Here is a 24,058-nt window from a genome sequence, read left to right on the forward strand (position 1 = left end):
GCCGATCATTATGCGCGATCTTTTGCTTAGACTAAAGAGGAAGTTGCCTGCCGTCTGTCTATTTTTCCTTCTAGCTTGCTCCTAGCACCCTTGGATCAAGGAATAGGTTGTACTGCAGATGAGGGTAATAATTTTTGAAAGCGAGCTTGGTCCTTAAGCTGTTGCAAATCAGGATCCAAAGCTATGAACTGCCGATAATAAGGTTCAGCGGCCACCGCCTCTTCGAGTAGTGTTATTGAAGCCTCATCGCCACCATGCTCCAAGCTCGCCAGTGCTTTAAAATATAAAAGCTCAGGATAACGATTAGATTGCTCTATCGCATTATCTAAAAGCTTCATGCCTTTGTCTGGTTCTGCTAAATACACATAATATAACCCCAGTTGGCCGCGCGTCAGCCAATCTTCGTTATTGATATCGAGGTTTTTCAGGGCAAACTCTACAGCCTTGCTATAGGCATCTTGCGCCTCGGCTTCTTTGCCAGGAATAAATCGATAACTTTCCGCTAAACGCCCCCATATTCGGTGATCATCAGGCGCTAGTGCCAATGCCTGCATTTGCATTTCTGCTGCTTTTTCAAACTGTCCAGCGTAATAGTAGGAGGTGCCGATATTAGTATATGCTTGGCGAGTTGGCTTTAATTGCAAGGATCGCTCGTAAGCGTCTAGTGCTTTTTGGGTTTCACCCATCATCCAATAGGCTGCCCCGAGTCCGCCAAATCCTAGGGCTGAGTCAGGAGTCAAGCGAGTGACAATTTCATAAGAGTTTGCAGAGTCAGCAAATTGTTCCCTTACGTAATAATAATTGGCAATGGCTTCATGCGCCTTCCAATAATTTCGTTTTAAATCTACGGCACGCATAAAAGCCGCTTCAGCGTCCGAAAAAGCTTTCTCTTCGACAAAGACTTCGCCTAGCTCAATAAAGGCATCGACCGCGGTCGGAGACAGCTTTATTGCCGCATAAAGTTCATCTTTAGCTTTTTGATACCAGCCACGGTAACGATACAACCTGCCCAGAGCAACTTTGACATCTGAGTTAAGTCCTTTATTCAGTTTCTGCGCTTGATCACATGCCTGTTCGGCACTTTCAAAATCATCAATAGCGTTTGAAATTTGATACAGGCGCAAATTTGTTTCGCATATACCTGCATAGGCTCTGGCAAACGACGGGTCGATTTCCAATGCCTGATTAAACAACTGTTTGGCAGTATTCATGACATCCGCATCTCGGGAACTGCGGAATTTTTCGCGGCCCTGCATATAAAAAATGTAAGCTTCAATATTGTCAGTTGGTGTTTCTTTTAATTGATTTTCTGAATTCACTGACAGCGCGATTTTAAGTTCATTAACTACGGAAGAAGCAATCTCTTGCTGCACGGCAAAAATATCATTCAATGTACGATCGAAAGTTTTACTCCAGGTACGGTAACCTTTTTCGCCGTCAATAAGTTGAACCGTTACCCGAATTCTGTCGCCCTCTCTGCGTGCACTGCCCTCCATGACATGTTTTACGTTCAATAAGAGTGCGACTTCGCGAATATCAACTTGCTCACCTTGAAAACGAAATGACGAGGTTCTCGCCGCAACATTAAGCTCTTCAATACTTGCCAGATAGTTTAGGATTTCCTCCGCCAGCCCTGCAGAGAAATAATCTGTGCCCGCAACGCCATCAAAGTTTTCAAACGCCAATACTGCAATTGAATTAGCAGGGAATTTGGACTCTTTAACCACTTCAGGTTTTTTATCGGGCTGCGGAAGCGTATCGAGTAGAAATACTACTAACCACCAGGTACCAGCCATCACAAGCGCGCACATCAAGATGGCTACCGCTTTGCCAGACTTTTTTTGCTCTGGTGTTTGGTTAAAATTCTCGCCACGCCACAAGGGCAGATCGAACATCAAACCCTTGCTGTTAAAATCAATAAGCCAAGCCAGAAAAAATACTGCAGGGAATCCGGCAATGGTGATAACAATGAGGACTCGAACACTCCAATCGGGTAAGCCCAAGGGTTCAAAGGTTAAGCCAGCCACTTGCAGTATTAACCACCCGGCCACTGCATAGGTTACAATTACCGAGGTGATTTCACGACGACGTACTTCTGCGACCAATTGTTTGAAAAAACGCGATATTATGATGACTTCCCCTGTTTTTATTCTTAAACGAGCGCCCAAATCAAAAGATTGCTTCACCATATGGCATTTCTGAAAAACCAGTATATGCTTAGTATCACATCGAATCCAGAATACGGAAGAAGATATGCAAGATTCAACAAAATCAAATAGTTCCTGTGACTCAAATGTTCAGAAATCTGAATCTAACAAGTCTGTCGATTCAGCTGAACGTGTAGGTAAACCAGATAACCGACCAGGAAAACCTGACAATCGTGTCGGCAAACCGGACAATAGACCAGGTAAACCTGACAACCGTTAATCACAAACAAAGGCACCCGTTATTTGTGTGCCTTTTCTTTTCGCGCAACAATTTCATATCATCGGTCTTTTTAAAATGAATGAACGGTTTATCGCGAACCAATCCTCGTCTTGAAGATCGTCACCCGTCCTGACCCCTTGTTGATGTAACCAGCTAAAATCGGCTTCCTTTGTCGAGAAGATGATTTTACAGGTCTCAATCCCCATATCGCTGGGAAAATCACTGCTTAATGCGACGCTGAGTTGGTTTCTGCCTTTACCAATGTGCACAGCAGTTTGTGGGTTAATCAGCTCACAGGTCTTTCTTGGTGGATAAAAGTGGGCGATTTCCTTGTTAGCACTGATCCACAAGATAGTGAAAAACAGCGTTTTAGTAGTGTCATTGTTTTTTATCTCAAGCACCATCGATTCGCTAGGTTCAAACTGAGTTGTACCGCCATTTGCAAGCACGAGTGAACCATCAGACAACTGCTTATAAACATTGAATGCGACATCAAGCTCCGACTTAACATTGTTAAGTTGCATGACACGTTTAAACTTAGCGATTTTTTCCAGGTTGTTGAACAAAACCTGCGTAACATTCGGCTCAGTGACGCCATGCAGTGGCATACACAATTGATCCTGCTGTTCTAAAAAAACCCATGCTGGAAAACCCGCCTGTTGTTTTGTTACCAAACCCTGTGGCAAACCTGATCGCTTATCGACTATTTTGGCAAGCACTTGGCCACTGTGCTGAACAAGCTTTAATACACTGGATTGTTCAATTAGTGACTGCAACTCTGCCTTATCTGAAATTGCCACTTGACTTAAATCGACGCTGAGTAATTGCGCAGCGGCTACCGGTTCTACTTCGATACATCTCGCACCAGGGACAACCTTACCCGATGATTCAAGCAATTGTGCTTGGCTGCTTAACCCACCAACCTCTTCAATTTTTAGAGAACCGAGTCGCTCCTGCGGATTAGCCGTTTTGCTTTGAGAGGGATAAATGTCCCATTTTGCACCCACGTGAATGCCATGAGCGATACCGCCATCCAAGGTCACGGAATTACCTTGTACCTTGGTGATGCGTATGTGTGCAAAGGGTTCAATATCCGCGACACCAAATAACTCCCGGTCGATAGCGCCTTCAATCTGAGGGTTTTGATCCGCCACTTCGGCTACTACACCTGAGCATACTTGTTCGAAAGCGTCTCGATAGGTGTTGCCGGGTTTTGCGTGTAACAAAGCACGAGTTAAAAAGTACGTCATAACACCATGGCGGACCCCTTCGCCATCGATAGTAAATTCCCACTCTTTTGATGTTTGTGTGTCTCGGCAACCGGAGATGACCGTGTAGTTTTCACTTAGAGTTAGCCATCCACCTGCACCGATTTTTTCAGATCTACTTGATGATGACGAATGAGTTAATGCTGCGATACTTGGCGATGCCGGTGAGCGTTTGTCCAGGTCACGAACCTCGGTAGGAATACTGCGACTTCTTGCTGTATCGGCGACGTCACGGGTCATAGTTCCAGAGTGACACGCATCAAAAATAAGCGTGGTGTATCGTGTTTTTTCTGCGATTCGTTGCAACCATGCATTAAATTCTTTGTCACGGATCTCACGCCAAATTACGTTTTCGCCATCAGGCTCGGAATCATCGGTAGGGAGAATACAGTTATCTTTACCGCTTCCCTCGGCAGAAAAATCCTCTTTGACTTTGCATTGATGACCATGACCGCTGTAATGAAAAACTAAGATGTCGTCTTTTTGTATCCTTTGGGCAAGTCGGTCCATTTCGCCAATAATGGCGTCACGTGTGGCACTTTCATTATGCAAACTGGTGATATTTGCAGGGTCAAAGTTGAATTTGTTTATAAGGACGTTTTTCATCAGTTTGGCGTCATTAACACAACCTCGCAACTGATACTGTTCCTCCATATAAAGATAGGTGTTTATCCCTATTATGAGAGCATATTTTTTTGGCATTGTTTTGTCCCTAACCCATTGTTCGACTAGTTTAGATGGGCGGTTGGTTTATCGCCAACTTTTGAACAAAAAGCGTTTGAACACAATAATATATGGTAGTTATTTTTACCGAAGCCAGGTCTTTCCCGAAACACTTAAAAAAATCCCGAGATTCCCGAGTGCAAAAAAATCCACGTCGTTCCCGAGTGCTCTTATCGGGAATCCAGTCAGGTTTTTAGAAATGAGAATGCAACTGCGTTCAAGAGATCCCGCACTAAGAGCGCCTGCGGGAGGACGTTGTATTGTGGTGCGGGATGACGTTGTATTATGGTGCGTGATGACGTTGAATTGGAGTGAGGGACGGCTTTGAATTCCAGAACTGGATGACATGCAATTGAACGAAAAAAGGCGAGTACGAAGCTCGCCTTTTAATCTACTCTTTATTCGATTTTATTTTTCGTCAATTTTTATCCGGCCGCTGACGGTTGAAACATTTACTCGGCCATTTCCACCGTTATGAGAGAACTCTAACCAACGGCTGGGGCCATACTTGGCTTTTTGTGGTTTGTCGTCTGTCAGTTTGTTGACAATCCGACCACCGGCATGTCCTTGCAAGTCAAAACGGGCCGACACATCGCGATTAAAGTATAGGTTTACATCGCCGCCGACACTACTTGCTCTAACATCTCCTTGGCGTGCCAAGTCTAATTTGGCTTCGATAGAACCGTTCACTGTGCTCAGATTCAATTGCTCTACTTTGCCCAATTGCAATTCAATATCACCATTGACGGTTTCAGCTTTGACTTCCAAACTCCCCACATTAACGTCGATATCACCATTGACAGAATCGTATTGGGCTTCACTGGCTTGAGAATCGCGATCCCTGATATCACCGTTTACGGTTTCGATTTTGATGTCACCACGGAGGTTTTTAGCATTAATATTACCGTTCACTGCTTCAATTCTCAGACGACCAGATAAATCCCCTACTTCGATGTTTCCATTAACGGTATCGATATCCGAACTACCGTTGACATCGTACACCTCAACATTGGCATTAGTAGAGGTATAGTTAACATGACTTGCCTTGGGTACGAAGATTTCCAGGTTATCTCCATCATCGCTGTCCCACGTCCAACTGCCACGGTTTTTCTTCACTTTGACTTTGATCAGCACTTCATTGCCGTCACGTTCAAAAATGAATTTAGTGGTGCGATCACCTAACTCGCCAACCACACGCACTTCGTTTTTATCCCAGCCCTTGATCGACGCATAACCGCCTAAGTGCTCAATTTGCACATATCCATCTTTGTCTGCTTTAAGCGTTTCATCGACCTTCTCTCCTGCTAAAGCGGCGAGGCTTAGCAACGACAGTCCTATTCCGAGCATTATCTGCTTCATCATCTTACCCTTACTTAATATTCTGTTTTTACCGCTTACCTGATGACAGGTGCCGTCGAAAAAATTTCTTTTCTTTACACTATTCATTAGATTTGTCTCCACTTTGGAGAGTGCACTCGTTCAATTAAGTCAATTTGTTGCTGATGGACGCTTTGTAGCATCTTGAGCAACGCCAAATTATTTGGGTCCTGTTTGAGCGCCGCTTTTATCGCAGTTGCGGCTTCATCTAACTCTTCTAGTTGTTTTTGCCAGTTTTCAGTGAGTGCTGGCTGGTCCTGGAATTTCACTAATAAGGCATCTTTTTGTGCCTGGTGCTGGGTGCTCAGCGCTGCAATTAACTCGTCTCCACCGATTTGAGGATCTGATTGCTGCATACCAAACCAAGTCAACGCACCGACAAAAGCGACCGAGGCGGCAATGGCATAAATCTTTGGTTTATCACTACGCTGTGTTTGTTGGCTTATCTCATTGGGAGAGGCCTCATCTGCCAACGCAATCTCAATACCTGCCCACAAGTCACGCTCAGGCTGTTTGCTCTTATCAAGCGAGTCGATCTGAGTACGTAAATCTGCTTCAAAATCTTTTTTATTCATAACCCATCCACTCCTTCAACAAATGCTTTGCGCGATGGAACTGCGCCTTACTGGAGCCCACTGCCATATCCATCATTTTGGCAATATCTTCATGTCGATAACCTTCGATGGCATGTAATACAAACACTATCCTTGCCCGCTCTGGTAAACGTGCTACATAGCCCTCTAAATCACCTAAATCGGTCTGCTGCTCTGCGGCATGATGCATGGCTTCTGAATCTTCAATGTTGAACATTCGTTGCCACCAACCACGCTGCTTACGCAAATACGAAATCGTGATGTTTGAAGTAACCGTATGCAACCAGGTGGAAAACTTACTATCACCTTTAAAATTACCAATTTTGCGCCAAAGCTGAATAAACACTTCTTGCGCTGCATCTTCAGCCAACGCCTGATCACTGGTCAGGCGAAAACACAGGGCGTACACCTGACCAATATAAGTTTGGTAGAGTGTTTGATACGCTTTTCTGTCGCCTTGTTGCACAGCAGCAATCAAATCTCGTTCCGATTTCTCGGCAAAAGCTTTGTGCGCCTCAACAACATTTCCTTGTGTATTCAAAGTGTTCTTCGTTTTCTTGTTTGTGTTGAAAGATTAGTCGCAGGGTAGATCAGAAAGGTTTAAACAGCCAAAAATAATTTTATTTTTGCCATTTTGGAGGCGATAACTGTCTGATTTTTTTACAAACTTTCGATTAGAGAAATTAACCCACCCTGTTACTGGTTGTTTTTTAACCAGTTTATTATTGGGGCACGAATTATGCGTCCCAATTCGCCGTTATTCACTGACTAATAAGAATCTATCATGAACACATCTATGGCACGGGTAGTATTTGTTTACGGTTTTGCACTTTCATTCTTTTTATTTCATGCGTTTGCGGATGCTGGGTTGATTAGAGGATCAGGAAGGGGTTCTCGCACCGCTTCTGCAGCGGAAGAGTTCTATTTAGTCAATAATATTCACGCTAATCGGCTTGGACTAGCCTTTGATTATCAAGCAATTAGCAGTACATCTTTGCAAGTTGGTCGGTTTGCCGCTGGTGCTGCTGAAAGAGGATGCTATCGAGAGTTTGAATTTGGTGATCCTGAATATGATAACTTCGTGGATGATCCATGTTATTACCAGTTCAATTTAGGTGAACGGCTTCAGTTTACAGGGTTTACTTCGATTTTCCTCAGCAATGCTGACCGTATAGAAGCTATCTGGTCAATCAGACAAGGACTGAATCGCTGGCAATTTGTGAGTGATGCATCAAACAGCGAAACCACCTTGGATGTGTTGATGCCCGCCGATTTGATTCCTGGTGAGTATTCTGTTTCATTGACGTATTATTTTTACTCCGGCAACGACACAAGCTTTTTTTATAACCCAGATAATCACAATAATTTCCCAAATAACTGCGGAGAATTAATTCCTGGTGATCCAAATTCTTATACCTGTGCATATGATTACGAGCAACGAGACAGTCTTTCATTTGGTGCCACAGAAAGAATGGTAATATTGGCAGCTGTGATCGATTCACCGTCCAGCTTGGTATTGTTGTTATTCAGCGGGCTGTTGCTTATCAGAAGAATGAAGAATTAAGCGGGCTTTTTCCTTCTCTTCTTCAAGTTTTTGTTCGATGAGATTTATCAGCGATTCAATTTCTTCAATAGTTTTCAGTTCAGAAAAAATTGGATCTTGGCCTGTCCACCATTCTCTCCAACCATTTTTTATGGCTTTTTTTAGCTGCTGCGCTGCAGCATTTGGTTGGTTCTTGAGGGCGGCTATCCTCGCTCCCAAATGATCTACAAAGTTGTCTTGCATCCCCGAGTTTTTTGCTTCGACATACAAACTTTCGCATTTGGATAGTATTTCCTTAGATTTATCAATTTGATTCGAATATTTAAAAGCCCAAGCAATCTCAATAGCTGGGCTGCACATGGGCATTGCGTAAAGTTCTTCTTCATTAAACAAGGGAAAAGCATCAACGAAAATTTGGCTAGACAATGCCCTATCACCTACCAACGATTGGTACCAAGCAGCTTCAAACTTGACCCATGGATCATCTGGGTAGGAAGCGATTTGCTCGTCTACGACTTTAAATAGAGTCTCATATCGTTTTCCTGCCAATAAAAAGGTCGCCTCGTAAAAAGGGTCATCGGTTAGATTTTTAGCTTCCTCTACAAACCCCAAGGTAATCAACGTACCAATGTAACTCTTCTGATAAAACTCATTTTCTGGAGAGAGAACAAAAGCTTTTCGCCAGAAGCTGAGGGACTCGGCCAATTCTCCTTGTAAAAAATGAAGATCGGCCAACCCCGCGTACCCTAGAGGAGATTGAGGGAAATCTTTTATGACCTGAGAATACAAAATCGCCGATTCTTCATTTCTGCCCAGTCGTGACAGTTCGTAGGCACGATTATGTAAAACGGCTAGAGAAATTGGATCTAAAGAATAGGCATATTCCAAGGACTCAAATGCTTCAGACTGCCGATTGAGTTCAGAAAGTATCAGATACTTCCACAAATAAGCTTTAGCTAAACTTTGATTTATTCCAATGGCCTTGTCATATGCGCTAAGAGCCTCATCCAAATTACCTTGCATCTGAAAGGATCTGCCCATAATCGCGTATGCTTCTGCAATAGTAGAATCTCTGGTAATAGCCTTCGCTAAACTGTTATCCGCCAATGCAATTGCGACGTCAGTTTCCAAAATTCCAAAGTTTTCACTTCCTTTTTCCAACATCAACAAAGTATCTGCATTACCCACATAAGCCAGCGCGTATTCCGGATCCAGTGCAATGGCTTGTTCAAAGTATTTCCGAGCCTGCTTCATCCCTTCGGTGGTTTGCAGACGGTATTGCTCACGCCCTTTTAAATACATTACATACGCATCTGTCACTGCAGTTTTGGCTGCACTGGTGACTTCACCCGCTTCCAAATAGCGATCTTCAAGAAGATTTACGATAGAGCGACTAATTTCTTCTTCAACGGCGAAGATATCTTTAAATTCGCGATTGAAAGTTTCGGTCCAGAGTGTCATGCCGTCGCCACTATCAATGAGTTCAGTGCGAATTTTTAAACGATTACCTGTCACGCGAAGACTTCCGGTGACGATGGTGTCTACTTGCAGTCTTCTGCCAATATCAACAGGGGTGAGATCTCTTTTCGCCAGCGCAAAAGTAGAGCTTGCGGCAGCAACGTTCAATTCACTGACTTTACCTAACAAAGAGGTGAGCTCTTCGGTTAAACCTTCTGTAATAAAGGCTTGATCCTGGTCAGGGCTGAGGTCGCGAAACGGTAAAACAGCGATAGAGGTTGCGCTTTTAACCTGACGAATGCCCTCTTCTTGTTTAACGAGATCTTGTTTCACCTCATTGAAATAGACAAACCCTAACCAGCCAGAAAGCAGCACTATCGCGGTCAAACCCAGCCAATTACGCTTGCCAAAACGCGAAGGGGCGCCAGATTCCAAATCGGGTATGGGTTCCAGACCGTCCCAGGTAAAATTAAAATACCAGGACAAATAAGCAACGACCGGAAAGCCTGCGAACAGCACAATGGCCACAAAGGTGCCAACCAGTTGGTGCATATTCAACATGGGCTGTATAACGGAAACGACCTGCAACAACAGCCACACCAAGCCCACATATGGCAACAAGGTTGGCAAAACGTTTCGACGACGTACTTCAGACACAAAGGTCTTAAACATCTGGGTTCCTAGTAAACATGTGACGACAATTGCGCTACAAACTAAGTGAATTCAGCCGAACAGCTGTTTAGGAGATATCGACTCACTTCGTTGAGTGTTTGTTTTTTATACGATTTATGTTGACTTAGTTCTGAATAAAAATCAATCGTCGTAATCACGATGGAGCCAAAATAATTTAATTAGATTTGTGGTTTTTTTAACCTTTATAGTAATACTCAACTACAATTCGTATTTGCAAGAATCCGGTGAACCAAGGTAAGAATAATGAAAAAGGATAGCTACGCTTTCTCGCATATACTCGTTGTTTTGAACTACAACGAAGACGCCACTGTGCCCCTGGCTCGCGCCACAAGGCTATGTAAAGCCTTTGATGCAAAAATGACGGTGTTTGTTTCGTCGTATAAAATCATTAACGGGAGTTCTTTTGACGATATTGAGGATGACTTAACTCAATTCGTTAATCAGCGTCAAGATATAATCAATCAACAACTGGCCAAATGGGAGGCCAGCGATTTCCTCAATAGAATTATCATCTCGTGGCAACAAAAACCCTCAAAGGCCGTGTCACAACTCATCGCCAACACAGATTTCGATCTAGTATTAAAAGTACCATATCAGCAATCGGAATTTAAACATTTGTTCAGAAGCGGGCTTGATAAGTACTTTGTTAGCGAATGCCCACTGCCGGTTTGGCTGGTAAAACCGCGCCTATGGGATGATAGTTTTGAAGTGCTCGCCTGTGTTGACATGGGAGATGATGATCACGACAACCGTATGCTTAACAAAAAAATACTGGCTGAAAGTGATTGCCTCTCTCAAGCATTGCAGGCGCAAATGCATGTAGTGGACTGTTTTTATGGTGAAATTGGCACCATGCGCATTGATTACAACAGTAAAAGAGGATTTAAACGAGAAGCCAGTATCCAGCAACAACACGTGGAAAAGCTTAAGCTGTACATCAATGAATATGCTCTATCAGAGGATGTTTTACACTTTGTTGAAGGTATGCCTGATCATGCATTACCCGACAAGGCAGCAGACATTAACGCTGAAGTTGCGGTGATTGGCAACAATGAAGATACCAATGTAATGGACAGAATTTTTGGTGATACTGCCGTCGAATTGGCTAAAGCCATGCCTTGTGACTTACTTGTCATCAAACCCAATATTCCAAAATAAAAAAATTACATTATGGAACAAAACCTTAAAGAAAAAACAGGTAAAACCCTCGAACAATGGAAGGCTTTACTCACGACTAAGGCATTTACTAAACATGGCGAGATCATGGCTTTTCTCAAAGGAGAGCTTGGCCTGACGCATGGCTTTGCCAACTTTATTGCACTAAAGTTTCGTGAAGCTGATGCGGGCTCTTCTAATGCAGATGACCTGATTGCATCCCAGTACCAAGGAAAAGATTCCTTGAAGCCGATATACGAAATGTTGAATGAGGTCATTTGCGCATTTGGCGAAGATGTTGAAGTTGCACCGAAGAAGGCAGCAGTAAGTTATCGCGTAAAACGTCAATTCGCCTTAGTGCAACCCTCGACTAAAACTCGCATTGACTTAGGATTAAAGCTTAATGATGTCCCCCATGAAGGGCGTTTAGAATCCTCCGGCCCTTTTGGCACCATGTGTACTCATCGCGTTCAACTTAAGGGTGTGGATGACGTTGATGATTCAGTCCTTGTTTGGTTAAAACTGGCATACGAGCAAGCCAAGTAGCGCATGCGAGGAGATCCCGCATTAAGAGCGCCTGCGGGATGACGTAGAATCAGCGTGCGGGATGACTTAGAATCAGTGTGCGGAATGACGTAGGTTTGGACTGCGGGAAGGCGTTTTTCTTTCCGTCTTTCCCAAATGCCCAAAACTACGTCTTTCCCGAATGCTCTTATCGGGAATCTGGTTGCAGTAGGTCGTTTTCAGACAATAAAAAACCCTGCGTCAGCAGGGTTTTTTCAAAACTTTTAAAAAGTATAAAAGCTTAGGCTTCTTGAATGATGACCAATTTAACAGTAGTCGTCACTTCAGAGTGCAACTGTAGGTCAATATCAAACTCACCTGTCTCACGTAGAGTACCAGTAGGTAATCTAACTTCAGACTTAGCAATTTCAACGCCTGCAGCAGTGATTGCGTCGGCAATGTCACGGGTTCCTACAGAACCGAACAACTTACCTTCGTCACCCGCTGGAGCAGCGATAGTCACTTCACCTAGCTCTTGTACTTTTGCAGCACGAGCTTCAGCAGCCGCTAGCGCTTCAGCAATGTTTGCTTCAAGTTCAGCACGTTGTGCTTCAAACTTTTCTACGTTTGCTTTTGTAGCAGGAACTGCCTTTTTCTGTGGGAAAAGGAAGTTACGTGCATATCCTGATTTTACTGTGACCTTGTCACCCAAGCCGCCCAGGTTGGCGATCTTGTCTAGTAGAATGATTTCCATCTTTGCTACCTCTTAAATTACGCCAACGATTACTTGTGTGAATCAGTATATGGAAGCAATGCTAGGAAGCGCGCGCGCTTGATAGCAGTTGACAACTGACGCTGATATTTAGCGCTAGTTCCAGTGATACGGCTAGGTACGATTTTACCACTTTCAGTGATGTAGTTTTTCAGCAAAGCGATATCTTTGTAGTCGATCTCAACTACGCCTTCTGCTGAGAAACGGCAAAATTTACGACGTCTAAAAAAACGAGCCATTATCTGTCTCCTTATTCTTGATCTTGAGATTCAGCTGCTTCAGGAGCCGCTGCTGGTGCTTCTTGCTTTTCAGAACGCTCTGGACGACGATCTCCACGATCTTCGCGACGTTCTTCTTTAGCCATTGGTGACTGTTCAGTCACAGCACTCTTGGTACGCATAACTAGGTTACGCAATACAACATCATTGAAACGGAAAGCAGTTTCTAACTCTTCAATTGCTTCTGCAGATGCTTCAGCATTGATTAGAACGTAGTGTGCTTTGTGCAATTTTTCGATTGGATAAGCCAACTGACGACGGCCCCAATCTTCTAAACGGTGGATAGTTCCGCCGTCGTTTGTGATAATTCCAGTATAACGCTCGATCATACCTGGAACTTGTTCACTTTGGTCAGGGTGGACCATAAACACGATTTCGTAATGACGCATTGTTGCTCCTTACGGTTGTAGCCTCTTACAGCTCAGCCGACACTGTATTGAGACAAGGAACTAAAAGGTGATGGCTGATTTAAGGGCGCGAATTGTATAGAAATACATCTTTGATCACAAGCTTTTATTAGAAAAACCGTGAGATTGGGGAGATTATTTAACCCAAATCCGCGAAAAGTAGGAGAATCTATAAAAATCATGGGATTAGCCATGCTCTAAGGCCACTAACACCCCAACGCCAACGAGCGCCATTAGCGACCAAAACCCAGTGCGTTTATTGACTCTTTCACCGAGTATTTTTGCAACAAACAATGACAAAACCACACTGGTCGCAAACAGAGTCTGTACAACTGCCGCTTTGGTATGAGTAAAAGCCAGCATTTGTAAATAAAGTGCGGCGAAGGTGCCAATAACTGTTGCCCCCAAAAAAAACATCCAGGTTTTTTTCACATTCGCCGTTTTTGGCAACCAACGCTTTTTTGTTAACAGCATCAAAATGACAATAATAAACAAACCACCAATCAATCTGATCTGGCTAGCATTAAACGCATCAATATTTGTTGTGGTTAACACGTCTCGACTGACAACGGCTCCTACTGCTTGACATAGTGCTGCGAGTCCAGCGTAAACATAACCAGAGAGCTCAAATTTGTCGACAGTGTCGCGCTTTTGAATTTTGATGATCATATCCACGCTGAATAGGACAAGCGCAACACCAAGCCACTGTTGCCAACTTAACCATTCAGCAATCCAAGCCATGGCGAGCAATGCGGTAAAGATGGGAGCCAGGGTTTCTGCCACCAAAATAGATTGACTGTCGCCAATTTTGTTCAGAGCTTGAAAAAAGAAGGTATCACCAAGACCAATCCCAATAACCCCGCTAAGTAGCAACCAGAACCACGTTTGATTGGATATTGACACCGGCGGCAAGAAAAACTCAGTAATTACTAACAAAATGGCAATTGCCGCTAAGCCTTTCCATAAATTTAGTGATAGCGGTGAAAAATGTTGTCCGAGTACTCGAAACATTCTCGCGGCAACAGCCCAACACAAAGCTGTGCTGAGCGCAGCGATTTCTCCGATCAACTTAAATCACCCAGAATCAAATTAAATGCTGTTGGAAGATTCTTCTTCCAATTCTCGTAACTGTTGACGAATAGTTGACCGGAGCTTCTCTAGATCAGCATGCGCCCACATTTCTTGGGGCACTGCATCGGAAAGGACTTGTAAATCTGCTGTACGACTTTGAATCGTACAATATTCTATGAATGCCAATAGTTCAGCCGGATCTGAAGGACTTTGAAACTGAATAGTGTCACTATCAAAAGAGGCTTTTCGAAGATTGGCTAAACGAAGCTGCCATTTTTGGACACTGGGTTCATCAGCATTTTCGAGCATTAAACCTGCTGCATCGAAAGCGCTTGAGTTTTCTCGTTGATGATGCATTCGAGCATACCAATATTGTCGTTCATAAGCCGCTTCGCGCCAATGTTCGTTAGCGATTTGCTGATTTTCATCCAACTCGGCATAACTCTTTTGGAAATAAGAGGAGGCAGCGTCTAGGCTTGCAGACAAAATCGCAACCTGAGCAAGCCGAGAATAAGAAAAAGCCAAAAGATACTGCCATTGAATATTTTCAGATCCCATTGAGTACTTTTCAGCTGCCAACAGCAGATCATTTAGTACTAAGTTTGCCTGCTTATGTTGGCCGATTAATATATGTTTATTCGCTAGTTGCCATTTCACACTGGCCAGTGAGAATTGGTTGTCCTCATTATCATCGCGCTTAACAAGTATTTCGCGGATCCGCTTCTCACCTTTTAACGCGTCAATTGATTCGCTGACTTTAAGGTCGTTAGCATAACGGTCGCCCAACCATTGATAAGACTCTGATGCCGCTAGAAGCCCTTCGATGGTTGCCGAAGATTTTCCCTTTTCAGCAAATTTTACTGAATCGTAAAATAATTGCGTGGCGCTCTCTATTTGACCTCGCTGTGCAGAAATTTTCGCTAAATGATAAAACGCTCGGGACAACTCTAACTTGGCCGCTGTGCTATCTGGTTGCAGCTCGACTAATTCAAACGCAGTTTTTTGATACAACAAAAAGTGCTGTGTAGCCTTGTCTTGGTCACCTGCTTTTAGGTAGGTCATAGCAATCCAGTACTGCGCTTGGGCTAATTCCATAACATAGTCAAATCCGCTAGGATGGATCTCTACCAATTCATTATCTAATTCTAAGGTCTTTTCAAAGGCTAATAATGCATCATCAAATTGGTCATTTTCTAAAAATACTCTGCCAATCTGGTAAAAGGTTTTACTACGACTTAACTTAGCCGCAGTGGAGTCATCTTTGGGTTCTACTGTTGTTAAATATTCTAATGACCTTGAAGAACCATTTTGCATAAGATCTAATCGGCCAATGCTGTCTAACTGCTCGCTCTCATCAGCAATTAAAAACTCGATTAGATCATGACTCTCTACAAGTTTTTGTTGTGCTTGTTTTTGCACAACTCTAGACTGATAAGCATTAGTGGCTGTGAACACAAAAAGTGCTACTACGACGCTTACCCCAGCAACCCACATTCTCTTTTGCACTTGTACACGTTTAGTAGAAGCTTTAATCAATGCACGCAATTTAGGGCTGAGTGAACCTCCCTGTTTAAGAATGAGCATACCTTCGTCTAGAGCTTTGCCTGGTCGCAATAAAAATGCACTGGGACGCGTGGCACTTTTCCACTGGGTCGCTTGTTGCTCCAAGGAATCTTTGATCGTTTGAATACGCTGCTGGCCTTCGAGAGATTCCAACATTCTAGGCCAATGCTCAAATAAACAATCATGCACCAAAGCAACATGGGCGATGCCTCGACTGTCATTTGCTTGGACAAAAATCCCAGCAGAGACGAAGACCTTAATCAAAGTTTTAGCACGATCGCTTTTGCCGAGGTCCTCCATACTGATCCAAAATCTTTCGTATAGACCTTTATCGCTCTTTTTCACTAACCGATTGATGATCCGTGAAAAGTGACGTTTCTCGGATCTATCGAGTGCTTCATAGGCGGCTTCTGTGGTTTTGGCAATAACCCGCTCTAGTCCTCCAAGATTGCGATAAGTTGAATAATTCAATAAGCCATTGACCGATTTGTTGGCAAATAACTGCTGAAGGATAAATTGCAAAAGCGGCAAGCTATTTGGAAATTCCAGCGCGCGGTGCACTAAATAGTCATCTAACCCAGGCTGACCATCTTTGCCTTCTTCAAAAGTAAGTACTTCACCGGTACCCGGTAATGTAACCATTTCCTTTAATTGATCGGCATTGGGTGGCAATACATCTAGTTGTCCGCCATTTTGTTTCAACCATAAAAGCTCGGGGAAATCCGACAGGTTTTGATAAAAATCATTGCGAAGCGACGCAATCACAAACACGCCGCACTGTCGAATAAAGTCAGCAAGCATGTCGACAAACAAAGATTGTGTAGCAAAAGTAACGTTTTCGCTCATGAACAGCTTTTCTAGCTGCCTAACACCGATCGCAACTCTTTCAGTTGAGGGTAAGGCATCAATACGCTCTTTCATAAGCGCAACAAATTGCTGAGGTTGTTCTTTAACAAGCTGAATAGCGGAAGATCGCTCTTGGTCTGCGACGAGCTCAATATCGGTTAAACGAATTAATGCATCGATTAACCCTGCAATCGGATCTAAACTTAAATCAACGGGTTCAATGCAAACCGTATGAAATTTAGCAACATCAGGAGAGAATTCAAGACGATTGAGGGCAGGCAGAATCCCCGCTTTAAGCAAGCTCGATTTGCCTGAGCCACTTTTCCCCAACAACAACAAAAACGGCTGAGCTTTTTGGGCTTTTCGGGTGAGTTTATCCAGTGCCTGTTGAATAACTTCGTCTCGTCCTTTGAAACGATCAGCATCAGTGAAATCAAATGGATGTAACCCGACAAACGGATTATTTGGGTTACGTTTTAAGGAATCCAACTTATTGCGTCCTACTTTCACCTAAAGCCCGCAAGTACCAAGCGCTAACCTGGCGCGGTTCATTCTAAAAGCCGGGCCCACAAAACGTGAGAAAATACGGCACAAAATGCGCTAGCTCGTTTTTGAGAGGCCCTTTCCAATGATTGCTAAGTTAGCACTAAATCGTTTTAACCGCATTAACAAATTGTTAATGGGTGCAGGAGGTTAGGTCAATATATAGTGCGCTGTGATTTAATTTAACCACGCATAACTAAATTTCATAAACACAGATTGTTCAGAAACTCTGCGGGTTGTCAGATCGTCATCTTGAAAACTGCCATCTGAGTAGCCAATAAAAAATTTGGTCAACGGATTAATTTTATAAGAATACAACAACTGCGTACTCAAACTGCGGCTACTACTTTGAAAATCTGAGGTATCAACAATGTAGTTGTCTAAGTTTCTTTGGATGTCTGAATACAACACGATTAACCTTAAGAACTGGCGCTGATCAAATTGATAAGTCAATCTGGCATCAGTGAGGTTTGCAGTGAAGAGCTCGGCGTCATCGACCTCTAGGGTGCGATAAGTATGTCTCATATTAAGTTGTAGGTGCTTACCTAAGCTCACGTTCATTCGGGGATTGATATTTGTGAACTTGCCTAAACGGTTATTATCAAAATCTATGCGGTCCCCGTAGCGGACGAAGGTGGCGAAGTACAAAGAGGGATCTGGGCGCATTTCAAAGAAGAAGCTAGCCGAATCCTCATTAAACAGCGTTGCATTGCCATCGACTGCCAGAGAAGATTCATCTTGTCTGACCCCTACTTTGTCGCGAGTTTGCAAACCTACTTCAAAATAAGACTGCCACTTCCCTCTGATGCTGGCGAAGATTTCAGCTTCTTCTTCTAACAAATCGCCGGCATTGTTGTGCGCGATATCCCAATCACCAAATACTTCGATTCGGCTCCACCAGCTGTTTTCATTGTACCAGCGATATGCGCCACCGATGATGCTTGTTTCTCTATCGATACCTCGAAAGAAGCCCAGGTCCGCTCTGAAGTTTTCATCATTGCGAAAATGATCGGCACGAAATGTCCAGTCACGCTCTTCGTGGCGGTAATTTATTCTGAAAGCCTGTCCGCTAAATTCGTCTTCTTGCTGCAACCGTAACGCAGATTCGGCATCAAACTCTTCCGACAGGTCAATGGGGTATTGAGTTTGCGAACCCACCCATTGTACGCGGAGAGTGTCTTGATCGGTGATTTGATATTTGCTGTCGATGCCATAAACATAGTTGTGATAGGAATCTGAATCACGGAGGGTGCTCACCACGCCCACCGACAATTCATCAGAGTGATCGTATCGATAACGCACAGCAAGGTTTTTCGATTCTTCTTCTATTTCAGCAACATTTGAACGTAGATTCCCAGGCACCAGAAATGTAGTGGATTCGTCGTTTGCGGCAAAAACACCTAACGAATGTTCATCCATTCGCCCAGTCACTTTAACGCCATAATCAGGCGCATTAATATTCCGTGTATAAATCAGGTTGAATGAACTAGTAAAATAATCGGCATTTTCCAAAAAGAATGGCCTGCGCTCACTGAAAAACAAAGCGTTGGTATTGTTAATACTCAGTTGAGCAATGTCAGATTCAACTTGGGAAAAATCAGGATTGATAGTCGCCTGCAGAGAAATCTCAGGTGTGATCCCCCAGGAAACATCCAAGCCGACTTCTTGGTTGTCCGAATAATCCCAATCCAGTGTCTCAATGGGATCTCGGCTTCGACCTTTAGCCACCACAAGGGTTGGAACCAACGCCATGTTTTGACCCTGCTTGGCTTGTCTAAACCCAGACATGTCACCCAATTGGCATAGGTTACAAGAATTGTTTCGATCAGTGGGCAAGTTGGAAATGCGATAGCGCTCCTCCCGTGGATAGAAACGCACAAATTCAGCCCCCCAAATTTTGTCTTCTTCTCCTTCCTTAAAGTTAAGAATTCGAAGTGGGATCGCAATCTCTACTTGATAACCCTGTTCCGTGATTTGACCTGCTGAATCCCATATGGCATTCCAGCTATCGCTCTCACGACCGGTCATCTCATTTTGAATAGAGTCCGCTTGAATACCATAAGGATTGGTAAAAAACTGATAGGCCAATCGACTATCATTGAATGTGTCTAGCTTAAAACCGACTAGATCCTCGCTCCACACTTTGTCACGATCTCGGTAAAAAGCACTGATTGCCTCAGGGTCATCGTCATACGCCATAAAACCTATGTAGAGTGTTTCATCATCTTCAAACAGTCTAACTTCAGTCTTGACCGGTGGCTGCGTATTTTCGTGAGGACGAACAACGTAATTAAGCGTAACAAGCTTTGCAGATTGCCATTGAGGATCATCAAATTGACCATCTAGTGTAACAACGCCTTTAACGTTAGGAATGACAATCGGAGATTGTTGTTGATTTTCAGGCAGCACTTTAATTTGTGCAAGCACTTGCGAATTTATTGTCATGACAAGAAACGTAACACTTACCGCAAAAACTCGTTTAATCATGGAACCCCAAAAATCTAAAAATGCCCAGTATCTCGGCTGCCCGTAGTGGCGCGAGAGGGTATAGCATCTCTCAATGCAAATACACATTAATAAGTTAAATCAACGTGTTATTGGGATAAAAGGATAGTTGCTGAAAAGCTTAAAAACAAATCTAGCTAGCACCAGGTAAGCCTCATAATTCAACACATAACGTGCCCTGCTAAGTGAGTTAATGGATAACTGTAGCGAGCTTCCACTGACTTTTTATTGACGAACCAAAAAACGTGCTTTGTTTTAACCCCTTTTTTATTTCTAAATCGTTGATGGGGTAAAGACGCAAATTTAATCTAAATAAAAAGGACGCTCCAATGCAAAATACCACGACAAATTCTTTGCACGCACCGAGCTTGAGAATCGGTGGTTCGATCACAGCAGGCGCAGCGATCACATTTTCTATTTTTGTGCTGATGCATGAACTTGTTGCTCAAGATGGAGGCGGTATTGAGCCGCCAACAGAGTTAGTTATGGTTGACCCGTTTTTAACGGTTGAAGACCCAAAAACAATTGAAAAGCATAAAATCAAACCCATTGAGCCACCGAAAAAAATGCCAGAACAATTGCGACCTGAATTAGAAATAACGCCGGACGACAACCAGCCAAACGTTAATGTAGATATTCAACCGCCGACCACTAGTTATGCGAAAACGGAACAGGTGTTTTCTTTAATCGATGGAGAATCACGTCCGATATTCCGTATGGCGCCAAAGTACCCGACCAAAGCAGCCCAGGATGGTCTGGAAGGCTGGGTAGAATTGGAATTTACCATCGACGCCAGTGGTGCAGTAAAAGACATCCGTGTGATTGATGCTAAGCCAAAGCGTATATTTGATCGTGAAGCACGCAGAGCACTACAGAAGTGGAAATACAAACCTTTAGTGGTAGATGGTCAACCTATTGAACAGCCAAATAGAATGGTTGTGTTAGACTTTAAATTAGAAAGTTAAAGGTAGAGTCAAACTATTAACATTTACGAATTTATTGCAACGCTTGATGATGAATCCAATGGTAATAAGGAGTTTCGATGAGTTTATCGATTGCCATCAGAAACTGGTTTTCCACCAGCCAATCTAACGAATGGTTGGTGGTTAAGTTTGCACAAACCAAAGACAAAAAGTTGTTTGAACAACTCTACGACAATTGTGCTGATGACCTCTATCATTTTTTGACAACTCAATCAGATCCCCATTTGGCCAAGGATATTTGTCAAAAGACCTGGTTAAAGGTGATTGAGAAACCACATTTATACCAAGAGTCAGGACGTTTTATTGCCTGGCTATTCAGCATAGGTAGAAATGCGCTAATCGATGAATTCAGAAGATCCAATCGCTTTACATCGCTGCCTGAAAACGCTGATCAATTTGGCTTTACCATCAACCATGAGTTGACTACAAGCCACCATATTGAACAAAACTTTGAGTCGGTGTCAGACGCATTCGATCATGCGTTGTTGAAATTACCCTTTGAACAACGCGAAGCGTTTTGTCTGCAGCAAGAAGGCTTTGGGTTAAATGAAATCGCCACCATTACCCATTGCGGCGTAGAGACGGCAAAAAGCCGAATTCGTTATGCTAAGCAAGCATTGCGTTTAACATTAGAGAATTATCATGACTAAGCAACATGAAGATGTGCCAAAGTCGCATATCGAATCACAAATGTCAGAGCTTTATCAACAGCGAAAGTCTAAACATAGAGCCAACAGCAGTATGAAACGTGGTGTGCTGAAAAACTTGGAGCACAGCGGCTCTTGGTTTACCGCAATGAATCGTATTCAACACGTCGCCATCGCAGCGGGGACAGTATTGCTGATCAGCTTAATTGCCATTCAGCTTCACCAGATCAGACAACCGGTTACGCAAATTACTCAGGCAACTATCGAATTACATAGTATTAGTTCGCAAGACTCTAATGAGGACAACGCCCTTGGTCAACGTTACGCGCAGCACTATCAAGACTATCTAAAACAAAAAGCGCTATTGGCAAGTCATCACCAGAAATCGGCCATATTGTCGCAGTTTGATGAAGGTTGGGAACTTGTTACTTGCAAACAGGAATTGGTAAAAATATCTCAAGAGCTGGTCGACACCTTGAAAAAAATGGATGCGGTGAATGCTTCGTTGAAAACCGGGGACAGCGTAAAAATCACCTTTAATGTGTCTGGTTTAATTGTCGGTATTGAACCTAGTCCTGCGCCACTGCAGTGTTAAGCATTTATATATTGAGATGAATTCACACAGTTGGATAAATGGTGTTGTGGTTAGGGGGCATCAAGTAGCATCTGGCAACAACCCAAACTCACCATATCCCAAAGGTTCAGTTGAAATGCAATTGCCCTTTTTTAAATCGTTGGGGTTGGATTTAACCCAATGTTATCCCGCGACATTAAACGTGCAATTGGCTATCAATACATTTTCAATCATCAAACCAGACTATTGTTTCCCTAAGGTGAATTGGACATCCCTCATCCCACCAGAAACCTTTTCCTTTGTTGCATGCAAACTATGTTTTGAAGGTAAAGAATATGACACATGGCTGTATTACCCTCGCCCAGAGACCAAACCTGAGCATTTTCAACCTGTAAATGTCGTTGAAATGATAACAGAATACATTCCAACAATTGAGTACGGAAAAAGCGTAGCGGTTGCGTTTAACAAGGAAAAGGTAAATACAATTTTTTGACGTAAGGACCCAGTTGTCAGATCCGGTCGCTGTGTCAGAGAGATCCCGCTCCAAGAGCTTCAGCGGGATGACGGGTTGATTTCGCCTCTGCCGGATGACGGGTTGATTTCACCTGTGCGGGGTGACGTTATTCTTTCCGTCATTCCCTATGGCTCTTGTCGGGAATCTGGTTGGTGCATTAATCCCCGTAAAAGAGATCTCGCCACAACCAGAAAATTTCCTATTTAAAAACCAAATCCATGTTGTTTTTGACTTTCAGCTTCAATCGGTTTGACGAGTTCCTCTCCTTGATTTGCGACTTTATTTACCTTGTTTGAAACCGGGTAATATTCGTAATCATCTGGATAGGTATACCACGCAAGGCCTTCACATTGATCGTTGTCGCCAGCGAACCACTGTTTACTCTGGTCGCGGTCGAACATTAAAGGCATGGCGTGATGTAAGGGTTCAAGAGGTCCTTGGGCTGGCCTAGTAATGATAGTAAATGAACCGGGATTATACTGGTTAGGCGACTCATATAAGCCACCAAATAAAATCGGGTCCCCATCTTTACGGCGGACAAAATAGGCCTGCTTTATGCCGTTTTCTTGTTTCCATTCATAATACCCCAACGCCGGCACAATGCAGCGCTGTCCCTCTTTCCACGCGTGCCGAAAGGAGGGCTTTTCGGATAAAGTTTTTAAGCGGGCATTAAAGGTTGAAAATTCAGTATTGGCGGTTTTCACCCAGGAAGGCAGTAATCCCCAACGAAATACCTCACAGCCATCGGGCGTGACAATAGGCGCCAATTGAGTTGGCGCAATATTGAATCCCAGCTCAGCCTGCGCAGGCCAGTCGGCCAATACGTCCACCCAACCGTGCATTGCTCCTACATGGTTAGCGTAGCGTCCACACATTACTAATTCTCAGTCTAAACAATCGATAAATACAGTATGGCAAAAATCGAAGATCCTAAAAAGCCAGCGACGATTTAAAGTTTGCCATTTGGCTGAAACAGGATTAATTTTGGTAAGTGTATTTTTTAAGCAAAAAGGAAGCTAAAAGTGAAAAAACAAATAATTGGCGTAGGTATTTTACTCTCTTTCATATCAGGGTGGGCCTCTGCAGAAGATAGCCCAAAGGAAGCCTGCCAAAACGCAGCCGAGCTTTATGCCGACAATGATGTAACCGGCGCTTTAGAAGAAGCCAAATGGTGCGTGACGTTACTCGAGCAGGAGAAACAACAAAGTGTAAACCGTGTTTTCCCAGATACCTTAATGGGTTTTCAGGGGGCAGAAATTGAACACCAAAGTGCCATGGGATTTTCTTCCACAGTTAGGGATTACAATCAAGGCGATCAAACCATTACCGTGACCTTAAGTGGTGGTAGTGCGATGGGTGGAGCAATGAATGCATTTGCGGCATTGGCACAGTATGGCGGCGGCACCAAAACTCGTATTCAAAAACGCAGCGCAACCATCAACAACAGTGATGGTCAGGTTCAAGTTATGGTGTCGCTCAAAAGTGGTGGCTTGTTGATGTTTGAAGCCTATGACATAACACAGACCAAAGTAGTCGATTTTGCTAAAGCATTCCCCGTCGAAAAACTGGATGACTCACAACAGTGATAGCGCTTATCTACAACTATAAATAAAC

At 43.5% G+C, this 24,058-nt stretch carries 22 protein-coding genes; 9 read left to right on the plus strand and 13 right to left on the minus strand.

Annotated features, from left to right (window positions below; all coding sequences use genetic code 11):
- Positions 1 to 95 precede the first annotated feature (95 nt).
- On the minus strand, positions 96 to 2,189 hold the full coding sequence (locus FM019_RS00755) for a tetratricopeptide repeat protein (protein ID WP_143833979.1): 2,094 nt from the start codon (positions 2,187 to 2,189) through the stop codon (positions 96 to 98).
- Between the two features lie 64 nt (positions 2,190 to 2,253).
- On the opposite strand from FM019_RS00755, the gene FM019_RS20770 reads away from it, so the two are divergent.
- Entirely contained in the window at positions 2,254 to 2,427 is a 174-nt protein-coding gene (locus tag FM019_RS20770; RefSeq protein ID WP_185969134.1) for a hypothetical protein, read from the plus strand.
- Between the two features lie 53 nt (positions 2,428 to 2,480).
- Here the strand turns inward: FM019_RS20770 and FM019_RS00760 are convergent, their stop codons facing one another.
- From FM019_RS00760 to FM019_RS00775, 4 genes are all read right to left on the minus strand, one after another.
- On the minus strand, positions 2,481 to 4,397 hold the full coding sequence (locus FM019_RS00760; protein WP_143833980.1) for a caspase domain-containing protein: 1,917 nt from the start codon (positions 4,395 to 4,397) through the stop codon (positions 2,481 to 2,483).
- 429 nt (positions 4,398 to 4,826) lie between these two features.
- Positions 4,827 to 5,864: a DUF4097 family beta strand repeat-containing protein gene (locus FM019_RS00765; RefSeq protein ID WP_313901671.1), complete on the minus strand. Its 1,038-nt coding sequence runs from the start codon at positions 5,862 to 5,864 to the stop codon at positions 4,827 to 4,829.
- Positions 5,864 to 6,370 (minus strand): hypothetical protein, encoded by a 507-nt coding sequence (locus FM019_RS00770; RefSeq protein ID WP_143833981.1) that lies wholly within the window; start codon positions 6,368 to 6,370, stop codon positions 5,864 to 5,866. Before FM019_RS00770 ends, FM019_RS00765 begins: the two co-directional genes overlap by 1 nt.
- On the minus strand, positions 6,363 to 6,929 hold the full coding sequence (locus FM019_RS00775) for an RNA polymerase sigma factor (protein WP_143833982.1): 567 nt from the start codon (positions 6,927 to 6,929) through the stop codon (positions 6,363 to 6,365). Before FM019_RS00775 ends, FM019_RS00770 begins: the two co-directional genes overlap by 8 nt.
- A 243-nt stretch (positions 6,930 to 7,172) precedes the next feature.
- Here FM019_RS00775 and FM019_RS00780 point away from each other — a divergent pair, with 243 nt between their 5' ends.
- A complete protein-coding gene (locus tag FM019_RS00780) occupies positions 7,173 to 7,952 on the plus strand; it encodes a hypothetical protein (RefSeq protein ID WP_143833983.1) in 780 nt (259 codons plus the stop codon).
- On the opposite strand, the gene FM019_RS00785 is transcribed toward FM019_RS00780, so the two are convergent.
- On the minus strand, positions 7,911 to 10,061 hold the full coding sequence (locus FM019_RS00785) for a tetratricopeptide repeat protein (RefSeq protein ID WP_143833984.1): 2,151 nt from the start codon (positions 10,059 to 10,061) through the stop codon (positions 7,911 to 7,913). The genes FM019_RS00780 and FM019_RS00785 overlap by 42 nt on opposite strands.
- 264 nt (positions 10,062 to 10,325) lie before the next feature.
- Here FM019_RS00785 and FM019_RS00790 point away from each other — a divergent pair, with 264 nt between their 5' ends.
- Positions 10,326 to 11,240: a universal stress protein gene (locus FM019_RS00790; protein WP_143833985.1), complete on the plus strand. Its 915-nt coding sequence runs from the start codon at positions 10,326 to 10,328 to the stop codon at positions 11,238 to 11,240.
- A 12-nt stretch (positions 11,241 to 11,252) separates the two neighbouring features.
- Positions 11,253 to 11,783 (plus strand): DUF5655 domain-containing protein, encoded by a 531-nt coding sequence (locus tag FM019_RS00795; protein ID WP_143833986.1) that lies wholly within the window; start codon positions 11,253 to 11,255, stop codon positions 11,781 to 11,783.
- 259 nt (positions 11,784 to 12,042) lie between these two features.
- Here FM019_RS00795 and rplI read toward each other — a convergent pair whose 3' ends face one another.
- The 6 genes from rplI to FM019_RS00825 form a co-directional block, all read right to left on the minus strand.
- Positions 12,043 to 12,495 carry a 50S ribosomal protein L9 gene (gene rplI / locus FM019_RS00800; RefSeq protein WP_143833987.1) on the minus strand — a complete coding sequence of 151 codons (453 nt, stop codon included), beginning with the start codon at positions 12,493 to 12,495 and terminating at the stop codon, positions 12,043 to 12,045.
- Between the two features lie 29 nt (positions 12,496 to 12,524).
- On the minus strand, positions 12,525 to 12,752 hold the full coding sequence (gene rpsR, locus FM019_RS00805) for a 30S ribosomal protein S18 (protein ID WP_143833988.1): 228 nt from the start codon (positions 12,750 to 12,752) through the stop codon (positions 12,525 to 12,527).
- 11 nt (positions 12,753 to 12,763) lie between these two features.
- Positions 12,764 to 13,180, minus strand: coding sequence for a 30S ribosomal protein S6 (rpsF, locus tag FM019_RS00810; RefSeq protein ID WP_143833989.1), 417 nt, complete (start codon positions 13,178 to 13,180; stop codon positions 12,764 to 12,766).
- 204 nt (positions 13,181 to 13,384) lie between these two features.
- Complete coding sequence (locus tag FM019_RS00815) at positions 13,385 to 14,263, minus strand: DMT family transporter (RefSeq protein ID WP_143834255.1); 879 nt, start codon at positions 14,261 to 14,263, stop codon at positions 13,385 to 13,387.
- Positions 14,264 to 14,287: 24 nt separating this feature from the next.
- Positions 14,288 to 17,167, minus strand: coding sequence for an ATP-binding protein (locus FM019_RS00820; RefSeq protein ID WP_143833990.1), 2,880 nt, complete (start codon positions 17,165 to 17,167; stop codon positions 14,288 to 14,290).
- Positions 17,168 to 17,398: 231 nt separating this feature from the next.
- Entirely contained in the window at positions 17,399 to 19,708 is a 2,310-nt protein-coding gene (locus FM019_RS00825; RefSeq protein ID WP_143833991.1) for a carbohydrate binding family 9 domain-containing protein, read from the minus strand.
- A 347-nt stretch (positions 19,709 to 20,055) separates the two neighbouring features.
- Here FM019_RS00825 and FM019_RS00830 point away from each other — a divergent pair, with 347 nt between their 5' ends.
- From FM019_RS00830 to FM019_RS00845, 4 genes are all read left to right on the plus strand, one after another.
- On the plus strand, positions 20,056 to 20,691 hold the full coding sequence (locus FM019_RS00830; protein WP_143833992.1) for an energy transducer TonB: 636 nt from the start codon (positions 20,056 to 20,058) through the stop codon (positions 20,689 to 20,691).
- 77 nt (positions 20,692 to 20,768) lie between these two features.
- A complete protein-coding gene (locus FM019_RS00835; protein WP_185969135.1) occupies positions 20,769 to 21,359 on the plus strand; it encodes a sigma-70 family RNA polymerase sigma factor in 591 nt (196 codons plus the stop codon).
- Positions 21,352 to 21,951, plus strand: a complete 600-nt coding sequence (locus FM019_RS00840) for a hypothetical protein (protein WP_143833993.1) — start codon at positions 21,352 to 21,354, stop codon at positions 21,949 to 21,951. Before FM019_RS00835 ends, FM019_RS00840 begins: the two co-directional genes overlap by 8 nt.
- A 16-nt stretch (positions 21,952 to 21,967) precedes the next feature.
- Positions 21,968 to 22,423, plus strand: a complete 456-nt coding sequence (locus FM019_RS00845; protein WP_143833994.1) for a hypothetical protein — start codon at positions 21,968 to 21,970, stop codon at positions 22,421 to 22,423.
- Positions 22,424 to 22,647: 224 nt separating this feature from the next.
- On the opposite strand, the gene FM019_RS00850 is transcribed toward FM019_RS00845, so the two are convergent.
- Positions 22,648 to 23,319, minus strand: coding sequence for an SOS response-associated peptidase (locus FM019_RS00850; RefSeq protein WP_143833995.1), 672 nt, complete (start codon positions 23,317 to 23,319; stop codon positions 22,648 to 22,650).
- Positions 23,320 to 23,466: 147 nt separating this feature from the next.
- On the opposite strand from FM019_RS00850, the gene FM019_RS00855 reads away from it, so the two are divergent.
- Positions 23,467 to 24,030 carry a hypothetical protein gene (locus FM019_RS00855; RefSeq protein WP_143833996.1) on the plus strand — a complete coding sequence of 188 codons (564 nt, stop codon included), beginning with the start codon at positions 23,467 to 23,469 and terminating at the stop codon, positions 24,028 to 24,030.
- Positions 24,031 to 24,058: the final 28 nt, after the last annotated feature.

Source organism: Aliiglaciecola sp. M165 (assembly GCF_007197995.1).
Lineage (GTDB): Bacteria > Pseudomonadota > Gammaproteobacteria > Enterobacterales > Alteromonadaceae > Aliiglaciecola.

Bases quoted from the DNA above. Each gene is read 5' to 3' on its own strand.
- FM019_RS00755 (WP_143833979.1), bottom strand. From the start codon at position 2,189: ATGGTGAAGCAATCTTTTGATTTGGGCGCTCGTTTAAGAATAAAAACA.
- FM019_RS20770 (WP_185969134.1), top strand. From the start codon at position 2,254: ATGCAAGATTCAACAAAATCAAATAGTTCCTGTGACTCAAATGTTCAG.
- FM019_RS00760 (WP_143833980.1), bottom strand. From the start codon at position 4,397: ATGCCAAAAAAATATGCTCTCATAATAGGGATAAACACCTATCTTTAT.
- FM019_RS00765 (WP_313901671.1), bottom strand. From the start codon at position 5,864: ATGAATAGTGTAAAGAAAAGAAATTTTTTCGACGGCACCTGTCATCAG.
- FM019_RS00770 (WP_143833981.1), bottom strand. From the start codon at position 6,370: ATGAATAAAAAAGATTTTGAAGCAGATTTACGTACTCAGATCGACTCG.
- FM019_RS00780 (WP_143833983.1), top strand. From the start codon at position 7,173: ATGAACACATCTATGGCACGGGTAGTATTTGTTTACGGTTTTGCACTT.
- FM019_RS00785 (WP_143833984.1), bottom strand. From the start codon at position 10,061: ATGTTTAAGACCTTTGTGTCTGAAGTACGTCGTCGAAACGTTTTGCCA.
- FM019_RS00790 (WP_143833985.1), top strand. From the start codon at position 10,326: ATGAAAAAGGATAGCTACGCTTTCTCGCATATACTCGTTGTTTTGAAC.
- FM019_RS00795 (WP_143833986.1), top strand. From the start codon at position 11,253: ATGGAACAAAACCTTAAAGAAAAAACAGGTAAAACCCTCGAACAATGG.
- rplI (WP_143833987.1), bottom strand. From the start codon at position 12,495: ATGGAAATCATTCTACTAGACAAGATCGCCAACCTGGGCGGCTTGGGT.
- rpsR (WP_143833988.1), bottom strand. From the start codon at position 12,752: ATGGCTCGTTTTTTTAGACGTCGTAAATTTTGCCGTTTCTCAGCAGAA.
- rpsF (WP_143833989.1), bottom strand. From the start codon at position 13,180: ATGCGTCATTACGAAATCGTGTTTATGGTCCACCCTGACCAAAGTGAA.
- FM019_RS00825 (WP_143833991.1), bottom strand. From the start codon at position 19,708: ATGATTAAACGAGTTTTTGCGGTAAGTGTTACGTTTCTTGTCATGACA.
- FM019_RS00830 (WP_143833992.1), top strand. From the start codon at position 20,056: ATGCAAAATACCACGACAAATTCTTTGCACGCACCGAGCTTGAGAATC.
- FM019_RS00835 (WP_185969135.1), top strand. From the start codon at position 20,769: ATGAGTTTATCGATTGCCATCAGAAACTGGTTTTCCACCAGCCAATCT.
- FM019_RS00840 (WP_143833993.1), top strand. From the start codon at position 21,352: ATGACTAAGCAACATGAAGATGTGCCAAAGTCGCATATCGAATCACAA.
- FM019_RS00845 (WP_143833994.1), top strand. From the start codon at position 21,968: ATGAATTCACACAGTTGGATAAATGGTGTTGTGGTTAGGGGGCATCAA.
- FM019_RS00850 (WP_143833995.1), bottom strand. From the start codon at position 23,319: ATGTGTGGACGCTACGCTAACCATGTAGGAGCAATGCACGGTTGGGTG.